Annotated in this window: 12 protein-coding genes; 10 read left to right on the forward strand and 2 right to left on the reverse strand. The window is 62.1% G+C overall.

Annotation, left to right across the window (positions count from 1 at the left end; all coding sequences use genetic code 11):
• Positions 1–549: a LemA family protein gene (locus NSND_RS17695; RefSeq protein ID WP_080880244.1), complete on the reverse strand. Its 549-nt coding sequence runs from the start codon at positions 547–549 to the stop codon at positions 1–3.
• 269 nt (positions 550–818) lie between these two features.
• Here NSND_RS17695 and NSND_RS17700 point away from each other — a divergent pair, with 269 nt between their 5' ends.
• Positions 819–1148, forward strand: a complete 330-nt coding sequence (locus tag NSND_RS17700; RefSeq protein ID WP_080880245.1) for a hypothetical protein — start codon at positions 819–821, stop codon at positions 1146–1148.
• Between the two features lie 111 nt (positions 1149–1259).
• Positions 1260–3860, forward strand: coding sequence for a sigma 54-interacting transcriptional regulator (locus tag NSND_RS17705; protein WP_080880246.1), 2601 nt, complete (start codon positions 1260–1262; stop codon positions 3858–3860).
• Positions 3861–3984: 124 nt separating this feature from the next.
• Here the strand turns inward: NSND_RS17705 and NSND_RS17710 are convergent, their stop codons facing one another.
• The gene (locus NSND_RS17710; RefSeq protein ID WP_080880247.1) at positions 3985–4257 is read right to left on the reverse strand and encodes a hypothetical protein; all 273 of its coding nucleotides are present in this window, start codon (positions 4255–4257) and stop codon (positions 3985–3987) included.
• 176 nt (positions 4258–4433) lie between these two features.
• Between NSND_RS17710 and NSND_RS17715 the strand changes: the two genes are divergently transcribed.
• The 8 genes from NSND_RS17715 (at position 4434) to NSND_RS17750 (ending at position 14459) form a co-directional block, all read left to right on the forward strand.
• On the forward strand, positions 4434–5390 hold the full coding sequence (locus tag NSND_RS17715; protein WP_080880248.1) for a DedA family protein/thiosulfate sulfurtransferase GlpE: 957 nt from the start codon (positions 4434–4436) through the stop codon (positions 5388–5390).
• 42 nt (positions 5391–5432) lie between these two features.
• Positions 5433–6419, forward strand: coding sequence for a TerB family tellurite resistance protein (locus tag NSND_RS17720; RefSeq protein WP_080880249.1), 987 nt, complete (start codon positions 5433–5435; stop codon positions 6417–6419).
• Between the two features lie 281 nt (positions 6420–6700).
• Positions 6701–7825, forward strand: coding sequence for an efflux RND transporter periplasmic adaptor subunit (locus tag NSND_RS17725; protein ID WP_080880250.1), 1125 nt, complete (start codon positions 6701–6703; stop codon positions 7823–7825).
• 17 nt (positions 7826–7842) lie between these two features.
• Positions 7843–10926 (forward strand): efflux RND transporter permease subunit, encoded by a 3084-nt coding sequence (locus NSND_RS17730; RefSeq protein WP_080880251.1) that lies wholly within the window; start codon positions 7843–7845, stop codon positions 10924–10926.
• A gap of 41 nt (positions 10927–10967) precedes the next feature.
• On the forward strand, positions 10968–11279 hold the full coding sequence (locus tag NSND_RS17735) for a hypothetical protein (RefSeq protein WP_080880252.1): 312 nt from the start codon (positions 10968–10970) through the stop codon (positions 11277–11279).
• A 12-nt stretch (positions 11280–11291) separates the two neighbouring features.
• Positions 11292–12737, forward strand: coding sequence for an efflux transporter outer membrane subunit (locus tag NSND_RS17740; RefSeq protein WP_080880253.1), 1446 nt, complete (start codon positions 11292–11294; stop codon positions 12735–12737).
• A 45-nt stretch (positions 12738–12782) separates the two neighbouring features.
• A complete protein-coding gene (locus tag NSND_RS17745; protein ID WP_080880254.1) occupies positions 12783–13340 on the forward strand; it encodes a hemerythrin domain-containing protein in 558 nt (185 codons plus the stop codon).
• 18 nt (positions 13341–13358) lie between these two features.
• The gene (locus tag NSND_RS17750; RefSeq protein WP_080880255.1) at positions 13359–14459 is read left to right on the forward strand and encodes a hypothetical protein; all 1101 of its coding nucleotides are present in this window, start codon (positions 13359–13361) and stop codon (positions 14457–14459) included.
• Positions 14460–14497: the final 38 nt, after the last annotated feature.

Raw genomic sequence — 14497 nt, forward strand, 5'->3', positions numbered from 1 at the left:
TTAAAACTGCACCTTGGGTGGCTCGCGCTGGGTGGTGTCCGTGAGTTCGAAGAACTGGCGGCCGACGAAATTGAACCAGCCGGCAATGAGGTTGGTGGGGATCTCCTGGGTCTTCGCATTGTAGTCGCGGACCACGGCGTTGTAGTAGCGCCTGGCGTTCTGCACGGCGTCTTCGATCTGATTGAGGCTGCCCTGGAGTTGATTGAAGGCCTCCACCGCCCGCAATTGCGGGTAGGCTTCGGCAAGCGCGAACAGCGATTTCAGGGATTGAGTGAGTTGAGTTTCTGCGGTGCCTTTCGCCTCCGGCCCCTGAGCCGACATGGCTTTCGCCCGGGCGTTGATCACAGCTTCCAGCGCTCCCTTTTCGTGAGCGGCATAGGCCTTGACGGTCTCCACGAGGTTGGGGATCAGATCGTACCGGCGCTTGAGCTGCACGTCGATATCGGCCCAGGCGCTGTCGCAAGCGGCACGGAGACGGACGAGCGAGTTATACATGCCGATGACGATCATCACGAGCAGCACCAGCGCGACGACGACGATCCAGCCCATCGGTGTCTCCTTGCGGATTTGGGTGAAGGTACGTATGAAGCTTGGTCGATGATAGCCTGCCCCTCGAAATCTGTAAAGCCGACGCGGGTTCCTTGCCTAGCCACAGACCGAGGCGCCCGGGGTTCCTGCGCTATAGGTAGGTCTGCGGGCTCGGTCGGCCGCGCGTGACTTTCTCCAGAACCCCGGGTATCCTCCCCGCGGCATGAACTGCTTCGGGGCAATGGTCTTCGATCCATTAGCCGGGATGTGGGCGATTCAAGGAGGTATGTATGCTGCGTCGTGGGGAACGAGTCGGGCCGGGTAGGATTGTGCTGCTCCTCTGTTTACTGGGCGGGTCTTTCGGCACGCTCCCTGCCGTGTTGGCTGAGGAGACGGCAGTGGAACTCAATAGTCCGGAGGTCCTACGGCAGGTTCTCGAACAGCAGAGGGGCAAACGGGTGAAGATCAAGCTGCTCTCCGGGCAGGATCTCGATGGGAAGGTGGCCAGGGTTGGAACGCAGGCGGTGGTGCTCAGTGAGCTGGGCGGAATGGAATTCTTCGATGCCACTCTGCGGCTCGACCAAGTGGCCGCTGTGGTCGTGAAGACCCGGTCGAAATAGCGCCCTGCTACCTGCTTCCGGTTTTCCGACAGCCGGGGAATCGGGCTTCACCAGGTGAGGCCTCCATTCTCCAGTTGCGTCCGGACATCCAGACTCTCCATACTATTCCCCATGCGAGACACCCTTCCGACCGAACTCGAAACGAGTGCCGGCGATCCGCGCAAGGCCCTCCTGCAGGTTGCCGAGGCGATTTCTCTGCACAGGGATCTCCCGGCCCTGTTTCGAGATCTCGCACAACGGCTGCCCGCTGTCGCCCCGTTCGATTTCATCGGCCTGGTGCTGCACGATCCGGCGAAGCAGGTCATGAAGGTGCATGTGCTTGAAACGGTTGAGGCGCGGGGGGTAACGAACCGGCTGGACGGCATGGAAATCCCGATGGAGGAGTCCGCCAGCGGCTGGGTCTGGTCGCATCAGCAGCCGTTGATGATCCCGTCGCTGGCCGATGAAACGCGGTACAAGCCCGGGCTCGGCGCGCTCCGGAGCATCGGCGTGCAATCGCTCTGTTTCTGCCCCCTCACCACGGCGATGCGGCGTCTCGGCGCGATCGGATTCGGCAGTCTGAGAACCTCCGCGTTCGGTGACGCCGATGTGGAGTTTCTCAACCAGGTCGCCAAACTGGTCGCCGTCGCCGTGGACAATGTGCTGCATCACCAGGCCTTGAGCGACGAGCGCGATCGGCTGCAACTGCTGCTGGACGTGACAGAATCGATCGCCTCCCATCGTGACCTCACCCGACTGCTTGAGGACTTGGCCGGACGATTGCCCCAACTCGTGCCGTTCGATTTCATCAACGCGGTGCTCCATGATCCCGCGACAGACAAGATGCGCTTGTGGCTGCTGGTGACCTCGGAGCCCTCGACCCTTCGCCCCGGGCTCGAGACTCCCATCGAGGAATCGCCCGGCGGCTTGGTGTGGAAAACCCAGCAACCGCTGACGGTTCATGACGTTGCGCAGGAAGATCGCTTTCCCGGATTGATGACGCTGTTTCGCGAGAACGGGGTACGGGCGTTTTGTGTCGTGCCGCTCACGACGGCGCATCGCCGGTTGGGCGCCATGGGGTTCGGCAGTCTCCAGCCGCGGGTCTATGAGAAACGTGAGATCGCCCTCATGCAGCAGGTGGCCAAGCAGGTGGCGGTGGCCCTGGACAATGCGCTCAACGGCGAGACGGCCTTGACTTATCAGGGGCAGTTGACGCGGGAACGCGATCGCCAGCGCCTGTTGCTCGAGGTCAATAATGCGGTGGTCTCTCACCTGGACCTGGATCAACTGTTTCCAGCGGTCAGCGCCTGTCTGCGTCGGGTGATTCAACACGATGGTTCCAGCCTGCTCCTCTGCAATGACGAGACAGGGCAATGGCGCATCCACGTTCTGGATTTCGACCGAAACGAAAGCTTCATCGAAGAAGGACGGATCGAAGAGAGCCCACGCTCTCCCTCGTGCCAGGCGATCACGACCGGCCAGGCGGCCGTGTTCGGTGAAGACGAGCTCAGGGAGATGGCAGAGTCTTCACCCATCGCACAGGAGCTCCTGGACTTTGGCGCCAAGTCGTTCTGCTCCTTACCGCTCCTGTCGCACAATCGCACCCTCGGAGCCTTGAACGTCTGTCGGCGCGGTGAGGGAGGCTTCAGCCAGGAGGACGTGCAGCTCCTGGCCCAAGTCGCGCAGCAAGTTGCGATTGCGGTGGAGAACGCGCTCGCGTTCCGGGAGATTGCCGCGCTCAAGGATAAGCTCGCCAAAGAAAAGGTCTATCTCGAGGAAGAAATTCAGACGGCGTACAACTTCGAGGAGATCGTCGGGGACAGTCGCGCCCTGAAGCAGGTGCTCAAACAGGTTCAGACCGTCGCGACCACCGATTCCACCGTGCTGATACTCGGTGAAACGGGCAGCGGGAAGGAGTTGATCGCGAGGGCCTTGCACAATCTCAGCGATCGAAGGGAACGGACCTTCGTGAAACTCAATTGTGCCGCGATTCCTACCGGGCTGCTGGAGAGCGAGCTGTTCGGGCACGAAAAGGGAGCCTTTACCGGGGCCATCGCGACGAAGATCGGGCGGTTCGAGTTGGCCGACGGCGGGACCATTTTCCTGGATGAAGTGGGGGAGATACCGTTGGAACTCCAGGTCAAGTTGCTGCGGGTGTTGCAGGAGCAGGAGTTCGAGCGGTTGGGCAGCACCAGAACCATTCGTGTCAACGTCCGGGTGATCGCCGCGACGAATCGGGATCTTGGCCAGATGGTGGAGGAGCAGAAGTTTCGCAGCGATCTCTACTATCGGCTGAAAGTGTTCCCGATGACCGTGCCGCCGTTGCGCGAACGGGCGGAGGATGTGCCCTTGCTGGTTCGCCATTTCGTCCAGAAGTTCGCCGCACGCATGAAGCGGCGGATCGAAACCGTTCCGGCTGAGGCCATGAAAGCGCTCCAGGCCTATTCCTGGCCCGGCAATGTGCGGGAGCTGGAAAATTACATCGAACGGGCGGTGATCCTGTCCTCCGGCTCGGAGCTGTTCGTCTCCACCGCTGAACTGAAACGCGCTGCCCCGGTGGGGAACGGATCAGCCACGACGCTGGAGGACGCCGAGCGCGAGCACATTCTCAAGGCGCTGAGAGAGACGAACTGGGTCATCGGCGGCGACGCCGGGGCTGCGGCCCGCTTGGGGATGAAGCGAACCACCCTCCAGTCCAAAATGCAGAAGCTCGGTATCACGCGCCCACGGTAGCGCCGATCTTTCGACAGCTGCCGACATCTCGGCAGTCACTCCTTCGGCACCGCATTCTCATTGTCTTCGACACCGTCGCTCCTCACTGCGTAACTCCCCGTCCTGCAAGCAGTCTCTCTGCAAGTCACGAGTTCCACATCGCTGGAACGGTCCATGCTTTCTCCGACTGATATCCGAGCATGACCGCAGTCTTCATTTCAATGCGATGAGAGGAGCGTCCCATGTCATCCATAAAGAACCGACGGTTCGTCTCCATGGCTACTGCTGCAACGTCGAGTCGGGCGAACTGCCGCCACGGACAGGCCGATCGAGTCGCGGGACCGGTTCGCACCGTGGTCGACGACAGTGGATCACTGGCAATCACCGCTTGGACTTGCGCCGCTTGCGGCAACCTCATTGAGGAACTTCATCTCCTCTCGCGGGATGGGACGGCTCGGCCCTATCCAATTCGCCATGCCGTTGTTCCCCGGGTCCAAACCAGGCGGCTTGCTGCCTTGCCGGTCTGGAGGTAAGCCGCGGGTATGGTCATAACGAGAAGCACGGTTGTCGAGAGAGGGAGATTGGGGTGACGTGATGGAATCCTTAACGAACATGTTGGCTCAGCACGGAGCACTCGTCTTGTTCGCCGTTGTGTTTGCCGAGCAAGTCGGACTGCCCTTCCCGGCGCTGCCGCTCCTGGTGGCGGGAGGGGTGTTGGTCGGCACCGGCCATCTGGCCTGGAGCAGTGCGCTCGGCGCGGCGATCCTCGCCACGCTGATGGCGGACGCGATCTGGTATCTGGCGGGACAATGGCGCGGACGTCCCGTCCTCAGTCTGCTCTGCCGGATCGCGTTGGAACCGGATGCCTGCGTCCGGCGCACGGAGGACTTTTTTCTGCGTCACGGACCGAAGTCGTTGATCGTGGCGAAATTCATTCCCGGGTTGAGTACGATCGCCCCTCCGCTCGCCGGCATCGTCGGGCTGAGTGTGCCCCTGTTCCTGCTCTATGACACCCTTGGTGCGTTGTTATGGGCGGGATCTGGATTGGAGTTTGGCTATGCGTTCAGCGGTCAGATCGAGCAGGCCTTCGCCTATTCGGAGCAGGTGATGCCTGCCTTGCTGCTCACAATGGTGTTTCTGCTGGCCGGCTTCGTATCCCTTAAAGCCTGGCATCGGCACCGGCAGCTTCGCCTGGTGCCGCGCATGACGGTGGCAGAGCTCGCGGAGAAGCTGACGGCGGCTGAACCGCCGGTGCTGATCGATGTCCGACCGCGCGCGAGGGCGGAGGCGGAACCGGGCATTCCCACGGCGGTGCTGATGTCGTTGGATGAATTGGCCCGGCGTTATCAGGAATTCCCGCGCCATCGCGACGTGGTCGTCTACTGCGGGTGTCCGGCGGATGTGGCCAGCGCTCAAGGTGCGCTCCTTTTACAGAAGAAGGGGTTCACTCGCGTGTGGCCGCTGGCCGGTGGCATCGAGGCCTGGCGGGCAACTGTGACTCAGAACGCAGTTACGGAGAGGGCTCTTGAACGCCAGACTGTTGCAGCCTGACCGGTGGAATGACAGGCTGACAACAGGTTCAGGGAGGTGAAGATGGAATTGAAAATACCGACCCCGGAACAGGCCTATTGGGGACTGCGCGCGATGAAAACCGTGGCCCTGGCCGACGGCACGCTCGACGATTCCGAACGGCAGGTGATGGAAGCGGTCCAGCGGGTGTTCGGCACGCATCATCAGACGGAAGAACTGGAACCGATTACTCCGGAAGAGTTGGCCGCGGCGCTTCCCGATCCGCAAATCAGACGTCAGTTGGTCAACGGGCTGGTCGTGATGTCGCTGATCGATCGTGAGGTCAGTCCTCGGGAGGCCGAACTGGTCGAACGATTTGCTGCGGCCCTCCAGGTCACGGCGCCCGAGGTCACGAATCTTCGTCATGTCGTCAAGCGAGAGTTGTTTCATTTGCGTCTCGACCTAGCCCGGCGCTTCTGGCTCAGGGAAAAGGTGGCCGAGATTTGGAAGCAGGAAGGACTGCGGGGGCTCGCAAAATTCGCTGCCGGCATGATCGGCAAGTATGAAGATGCGACCGTCGCAGCTCGTTACCAGGCCTTGGAGCAGTATCCGGCCGGGTCGTTGGGGAGGAGTTACTGGGAATATTGCCGGAAGAACGGCTTCGCGTTCCCGGGAGAGAAAGGGGGCGCGCCCGAATCCATTCTGTTTCACGATTGTGCCCACATCTTGTCCGGCTACGGCACGGCGCCCGAGGAGGAAGTTCAAGTGGCCTGCTTCAGTGCAGGCTTTCAACGGCGTGATCCGTTCCTCTTCGTGTTTTTTGTGTTGCTCCAGTTTCACGTCGGTATCCGTATGACGCCGATTACTGCGGCCAGAACCGGGTTCTTCGATCCGGAGAGGGCCTTGATCGCCATGCGTCGCGGCGCGGCGATGAATGTGGATCTCAACCATGGCTGGGACTATTGGCCGGTGATGGGTGAACAGGTTGAGGAGCTACGGCGTCGATACAACATTCTGCCTATCGAGGCGTTCCGCACGAGGGCTGAGAGTGAATCGGAGCAGGTACGCTGACATCAGACGACCCCTCAGTCTGCAAGTTTGTGAGTCGGTTGGACGCTGCCGTTATTTCGGCAGATGCCGAATGGCAGGCAGGCGGACTTCGTCATCCACCTCAGCCATGAACGAAGCACGGGCGGACGGGAGAATATTTTCCCCATTCGAATGCGCACTTAGATTGGAATGCGTCCGATGGCGAGACAGGAACAGTCGTTGCTATTTGCAGAGGAACAAATTCTTGTGATGGAACGGGAGAGTCTCATGTCCATCTGCAACCTGCCGGGAGGGCAACTGTCATGAATCGTCGAAGTTGGATCGGGTCTTCGTTGCTGCTCCTGACCGTGGCGGCGGCCGGTGTGGGCCTGGCTGCGTGGAAGTACGGCAGCATCCAAGCGAATGCGGCGGCCTCGGCGAACCAGCCCGAACCGATGGAATCGGTGTCGGTCTCTGTCGCCAGGGATGTCGAGCATCATCAGACGGCCACTTCTATCGGCACCGTGCTGGCGTTGCGCTCGATCACGCTGCGAAACGAACTGGCCGGCACCGTCAGCCAGGTCAAGTTTGTGCCCGGCCAGACGGTCGAGGCCGGGGCCGTGCTCGTGGCGCTCGATGTGTCGGTGGAAGAAGCGGACTTGCGGGCCCAACAGGCCCAGGCGGTTCTGGCGAAGACCGTGCTGGATCGTCGGCGGGCGTTGACCCAAGACCAAGCCGCGGCTCAGGAGGAAGTCGATCGGGCCCGCGCAGACCTCGATGTCGCGCATGCCCAGATGGCGCGCACGAAGGCCTTGATCGCCCGCAAGACGATCCGTGCCCCGTTCCGCGCCCGTGCGGGATTGGCCGATGTGCATCCCGGGCAATATCTCAACGAAGGCACGCAACTGACGACGTTGCAGGGCATCGATGAGGCGGTCCATGTGGACTTTGCGGTTCCGCAGCACGTCGCGCTCGGATTGCGGCAAGGGGCGACCGTCGAGGTCTTCACCGGTGACTCCTCCCCGGTGGCCGCCAGGATTGTGGCGATCGATGCCCGCATCGACCCCGCCACGCGCAACACCATGGTACGTGCCAGGGTCGAGCATTCCGCCAACATGCCGGCTCCCGGAGCGGCCGTGCGGATCAGGGTGCCGGTGGGATTGGCGCGCAAGGCTGTGGCGGTTCCGGTGAATGCGTTGAAAAAGGGTCCGGGTGGCGATCAGGTATTTGTCATCGAGCCGGACCGCGAGAATAAACAGCGTGCGCATGTGCGCCAGGTCGAAAGCGGGACGATGCTCGGTGACGACATCGTCATCTATAGCGGTCTGAACGCCGGCGAGCGGGTGGCCGCGTCTGGGGCGTTCAAGTTGCGTGACGGCGTGCTCGTCGTCGCCGCCGGCGAGCCGGCGCGTACACCGGAACCGGAACACCTTCTCAGCCAACAGTAAGTCAGGGGAGCAGGCCCATGCGTTCATTTACCGACATCTTCATCAAGCACCCCGTGCTGGCCGTGGTCGTGAACCTCGTGATCGTCCTCGTGGGCTGGCGGGCGCTGACGACGCTGCCGGTGCAACAGTATCCGAAGATCGAGAGCTCCTCGATCATCATCACGACGGTCTATTATGGAGCCGCGGCAGAGACGGTGCGGGGATTCCTCACCACGCCGATCGAGCGAGTCGTGTCGGCGATCAGCGGGGTGGATTATCTCGAATCCACGAGTCGCGCCGGCGTCAGCACCGTGACGGTGCATTTGAAGCTGAACCACAACAGCACGGCGGCACTCGCTGAAGTGACGGCGCGGTTGCAACAGGTCCGGTCGGAGCTGCCGGCTGAGGCGGAACCTCCGGCGGTGGAAGTGCAGCGTGCCGACCGCCCCTATGCGTCGTTTTATCTCAGTTTCACGTCTCCGGAGCGGACCGTGCCGGCGCTGACGGATTGGCTGTTGCGAACCCTGCAGCCGCAACTGGCCACCTTGACCGGGGTGCAGCGGGTCACCATTGAAGGTGGACGGCAGATCGCCATGCGCGTGTGGATCGATCCCGATCGTCTCGCGGCCTACAACCTCTCTCCCGGCGATGTGCAGGCCGCGTTGCGGCGCAACAATTACCTGGCCGCCGTCGGCCGGACCAAGGGCAACCTTGTGCAGGTCAATCTGCTCGCCAATACGGACCTGCGTTCCGTGAACGAGTTTCAGGAACTCATCGTGGCGGACCGTGGCGGCGCCATCGTGCGGCTCCGGGATGTGGCGCGAGTGGAAAACGGCGCTGAAGAAGCGGAGATGGTGGCGAAGTACAACCGCCTGGAGGGGGTGTACCTCGGGGTCTGGCCGCTGGTCGGCTCCAACGAGATTGAAGTGGCACACCGGTTGCGGGAAGAAATGGATCGTATCCGGCCGACCCTGCCGAAAGATATCGACATGCAGTTGGTCTGGGACGGCACCATGTTCATGGAAAGCGCCTTGACGGAGATTACCAAGACGCTGGGCGAAACGATTCTGATCGTGGCCACGGTGGTTTTCCTGTTCATGGGATCGATCAGGACCGCACTGGTCCCGCTGGTCGCCATGCCGGTGTCGCTGATCGGGGCCGCCATCTTCATGTATGCGTTTGGCTTCAGCCTGAATCTGTTGACGATTCTGGCGATCGTGTTGTCGGTGGGATTGGTGGTGGACGATGCGATCGTTGTCGTGGAGAACGTCGAACGGCATGTGCGCGAAGGAAAGTCGCGGATTCAAGCGGCGTTGATCGGCTCGCGCGAATTGGTCGGGCCCATCATCGCCATGACCATTACCCTGGCCGCAGTTTATGCTCCGATCGGTTTTCAGGGAGGTCTGACCGGCTCGCTGTTTCTGGAGTTTGCCATCACCCTGGCCGCCGCAGTCGTGCTGTCCGGCGTCGTGGCGATCACGCTCTCGCCGGTCATGAGCTCGCGGTTTGTCCACCCGGAGGGGAAGGAGGGCAAGTTGACCCGTCTGGTCAATCGCGGGTTCGATGTGACCCGGGCGTTCTACGGGCGGTTGCTCGACGGTGCGTTGGAGATGCGCTGGGCGATCGTTGCGGCATCGCTGCTGATCATGGTGGCGGCCGTTCCGCTGTATCTCTTTTCACGGCAGGAATTGGCGCCTGTGGAGGATCAAAGTCATATCAGTCTTTTTTTGGAGGCCTCGCCGGACTCGACGGTCGCCGCCACCAACAGTGACTCGCTGAAAGTGGTCGAAGCGATCCGGGCGTTTCCGGAAGCCCGCTTCATGTGGTCGTTGACCTCGTCGTGGGGCGGCTTCGGCGGCCTGGTGGCCAAGGACTGGCGGGAACGGACGCGCTCGACCGAGTTGATGTACGGCGAAGTCTTCGGAGCCGTGTCGCAGATCCCCGGTCTGCGGGTGTTCCCGCGCCTTGATCCGCCATTGCCGACGCCCGGGCAATATGATGTGGAACTGCTCCTGGCGAGTGAAGTGCCTGCCGAGCAGCTGTTGGAAATGACCGCCGCGGTCCTGGGTGCCGGTTGGCAGAGCGGCAAGTTCCTGTATGTCGACACCGACCTGAAGATTGATTTGCCTGAAGCGCGGGTCGTGCTCGATCGCGAGCGACTCGCCGACCTGGGCTTCGATCTGGCCGGGGTCGGTCAGGAACTGGGGACGCTGCTCGGCGGGGCCTATGTGAATCGGTTCAATTTTTACGACCGCAGTTACAAGGTCATTCCTCAAATCGGCGACAAGGATCGCGCGACGTTGGACCCGCTGCTCGATCTCAAGATCAAGACACCAAGCGGCCAGCTGGTGCCGGTCTCGACGTTTACGCATATTGAGACGAGTACTGCGCCGCGGACGCTGAACCGTTTCCAACAACGTAATGCGGTGCGGATCTTCGGCGGGGTGAAGCCCGGGGTGACGAAGGAGGAAGGGCTGCGTGTTCTGGAAACTGCGGCGGCCTCGGCCGTCGGTCCACGGGTGGCGCTCGATTTTGCGGGAGAATCGCGCCAGATCCGCCACGAAGGTTCGGCCTTGACGGTGACACTGGGCTTTGCGGTGGTGCTGATTTACCTCGTGCTCGCGGCTCAGTTCAAAAGTTTTCGGGACCCGCTGATCGTCCTGCTGGGCTCCGTGCCGCTGGCGATCTCAGGCGCGCTGGTGTTCAGTTTCCTCGACCTGACGACGATCAACATCTATTCGCAGGTCGGGTTGATTACACTGGTGGGGCTGATTGCGAAGAACGGCATTTTGATCGTGGAGTTCGCGAATACTCTGCAGGAACGAGGGCTGTCGAAGACGGCCGCCCTGCGCGAAGCATCCCTGACGCGATTGCGCCCGGTCCTGATGACCTCGGCCGCCACGGTCTTCGGGCACCTCCCGCTGGTGCTCGTTTCGGGACCCGGCGCCGCGGCCCGCAACAGCATCGGCATGGTGTTGGTCACGGGGATGACGGTCGGAACACTCTTCACGCTGTTCGTCGTGCCGGTGTTTTACTCGCTGATCGCGGCCCGACATCAGCCGGCGCTAGAACTGGACGCGGCCGAAGAGGGTGAGTTGCAGTTGGCGGCGGCAAAGGGATGAACTGATCCCGGCTCGTTGAGCGCAACAGGAGGACATGCACGATGCTGAAGATTACGTCCGAGCAGACTTCCGATTCCGCGCGTCTGACCTTGGAAGGGAGTCTGAGCGGACCCTGGGTGACTGAACTCGAACGGGTGTGGCAGCAGGTCAAACAATCCGGCACGTTTGCCCCCGTGGTGGAACTGACAGGAATCACGTTCATTGCCGAGGAGGGCAGGGCTCTGCTGACCAGCATGTGGCGGGAGGGTGCTGTCCTGGTCGCGAACGGGTGCTGCACCAGACATATCGTGCAAGAAATCACCGGGGCGGGAGGCGGCCAGGCTGCCTCATCCGTCCGCTGTGAGACGACATAGGACGATCATCGCATGCGCATTGTAGCTCTCTTCCTAAGCTCTGTTCTCCTAGGCGCCTGTGCCATCGGGCCGGACTACTCCCGTCCCGACCTTGCTGTGCCGGACCGGTTCCGCATGGCGGCGACCCAGCAGGAAACCGAGTCGTTTGCCAACCTGCCCTGGTGGGATCTGTTGCAGGATGAAGAACTGCGGCGTCTTATTCGAGTGGCGCTGGCTGAGAATAAAGATCTGAAACGGGCGGTTGCGTCGGTCGAAGATTTTCAGGCCCGCATGTTGATCGCAAAAATGGATTTCGCGCCGAAGGCCGATCTCACGTCCAACGCGCCCTTGTTCGGCCGCAAGGCAAACTTTCTGTTTCCGGGCTTTCCCAATCCGTTCAACTACTATCTCCAGGGGAATCTCTCCTGGGAGATCGATATCTGGGGCCGCATTCGTCGATCGAATGAAGCGGCAAGGGGAGATCTCCTGTCGCGGGAGGAGGCTCGCCGCGCGGTTGTCTTGCAACTGGTGAGCGGCGTGGCGGAGGCCTACTTCGACATGCTGCAGTTCGACATGCAGTTGGCCGTCGCGCAGCGAACGCTGAAATCCTGGGACGAATCGGTCAGGATTGCCGAGGCCCGGCTGCGGGAGGGCATGATCTCCAAAATCGATGCGGACCAGTTCGCGGCGGAACGCGCCAACGCCGCAGCACGGGCGGCAGAGTTGAGCCGGCAAATGGTGCAGAAAGAAAACCAGCTCAGTGTGTTGCTGGGGCGTGTGCCGGGTCAGATTCCGAGAGGACGTTCCCTCACCGACCAGGTGATGCCGCCGGAGGTGCCGGCCGGCCTTCCTTCGGAATTGCTGCAGCGCCGCCCGGATCTCGTGCAGGCAGAACAGGAATTGGCTGCGGCCACGGCGCGAATCGGTGTGGCGAAGGCGGACCGGTTTCCGAAACTCAGCATCACGGGAATTCTCGGTGTCGCCAGCCCGCAGTTGTCCCGCTTGGTGGCGAATGAGACGGCGTTCGGTACCGCAGGTCCCGGGCTTGCCGGTCCCTTGCTGAATGCTCAGATCCTCGGTTTTCAGCAGGACGCGGCTGAAGCGCAGAGCCGTGAAGCGCTGGCACGGTATGAGCAGGCGTTGCTGGTGGCGTTTCGTGAAGTGGAGGATTCGCTGGTTGCCGTGCGAACGGTGCGGGAGCAGCGGAATGCGCAGGTTGAGCAGGTGGACGCGTTGCGTTCGGCTCTGCGTCTGGCCAATCTGCGGTATAAAGGAGGACTCGCGAACTATCTCGACGTCCTCGTGGCGCAACGCAATCTGTTCGAGGCGGAACTGGCGTTAACCAGCACCCACCGGTTACAGCTGGTGTCGGTCGTGCAATTGTATAAAGCGCTGGGGGGCGGATGGTCGCCGCTCGATACGGCCCAGCAACAGCCGGGCCAAGCTCCGGCAGAACCCGGAAAGGCGGGGCGCGGCTGACCCACGGATCCGGGGGAAAGAGGGCGATATGACGGGAGCCGGGGCATGAGCCAGGAGGACAGTCAGGCAGGCCCTCTCGCGCAATTCCTCGCCGAAGACCATCGACGGCTCGACGCATTGTTGCAGTCGGCGGCGGCCCAACCGGCCCAGGTCAATCGCGAGGTCTACGATCAATTTCGTGCCGGACTGCTCCGGCACATCGGCTTGGAGGAGAAGATTCTGTTCCCTGCCGTCCAACGGTGGCGAGGCGGCACACCGCTTCCGATCGCTGCCAAGCTACGTCTCGATCACGGCGCGCTGGCCACGTTGCTCATGCCTACTCCCACCCCAGCGATCCTGGCGACCATCCGGCGCCTGCTCACGGACCACAATGTGTTGGAAGAGGGACCGGGCGGTGTCTACGATCTCTGCGATCAGCTGGCAGGCTTTGAAGCCGAGTCACTGCTGAAGGATCTGCGCGCCGCTCCGCCGGTTGCCGTGATGCCCCATTCCGACAGCCCTGCGGTGATGACCACGCTACGCCGCACATTGGAGCGGGCCGGTTATCGCATGGAGGCGGACATGGGTAGAGATGTGCCGGTGACTCCGGCCGGGGAACCCTGACGGAAAGTGTACGCGTCTATGGTTGTCCGACATCCTCAACGTCTTCCGCTCCTGGCTTTGGGGATGCTCGCGTTGCTCACCGGACTCTGGGCGGGGCTTGCGCGGCTCGGGTGGGATGTGCCGCTTCCGCGACCTGGATTTTCCTCCTTGCATGGGCCGCTCATGGTGTCCGGCTTTCTGGGTACGCTGATCAGCTTGGAGCGTGCGGTGGCTCTGGGCCGGCCCTGGGCCTATGCCACGCCGCTGCTGACCGGACTCGGCGGTGTGAGCTTGATCGTCGGGGCCCCGCTTCTTGCGGCGCAATGGTTGATGCTTGCCGGCAGCCTCGGGCTGGTTGCGATTTTTGCGGCGATCATTCGCCGACACCCGGCGCTGTACACGTTCACCATGGGGGGCGGATCGCTAGTCTGGGCGTTGGGCAATCTGCTCTGGTGTCTCGGGTGGCCCGTCTTTCTGGTCGTGTTCTGGTGGGCGGCGTTTCTCGTGGTGACCATCGCCGGTGAGCGCCTGGAACTGGCCCGGCTGCAGCAAGTGACCGGAGCCGCGCAGGCGACGCTTCTGCTGTTGCTCGGCATTCTGCTCACGGGGCTGTTGCTGCTGGGCTGGTCGTTTGACGGGGGCGTTCGTCTGTTCGGGTTGGGGCTGGCCGGTCTAGCCCTGTGGTTGGGGCGGCATGACATTGCCAGGCGAACCGTCAAGCAAGCAGGGCTGACGCGGTTTATTGCGATCTGTCTGCTCACCGGGTATGTCTGGCTCGGCATCAGCGGGTTGTCTGCCATGTGGTTCGGCGGTGTTCCCGTAGGTCCGCAGTACGACGCCACGCTGCATGCCTTTTTTCTCGGGTTTGTCTTCGCGATGATCTTCGCCCATGCGCCGATTATTTTCCCGGCAGTACTCGGCGCACGGATGACCTATCGGCCGCTGTTCTATGCGCATGTGGTCCTGTTGCAAGTCACTCTGGCCGTGCGTCTCATCGGTGATGCGGCAGGGTGGAGCGCCGGTCGTCAGGTCGGCGGCCTGCTCAATGCTGTGACGCTGCTCCTGTTTCTCGTCAACACAGTGTCGGCGCTACAGAGTCCCCCGGAGCGAGCAGGGACAGCGCAAGGCCGGGGGGCGTGATGTGTGCGAACTGCAGACGGCGGCTTCGCCGGTGAAAG

Source organism: Nitrospira sp. ND1, assembly GCF_900170025.1.
Lineage (GTDB): Bacteria > Nitrospirota > Nitrospiria > Nitrospirales > Nitrospiraceae > Nitrospira_A.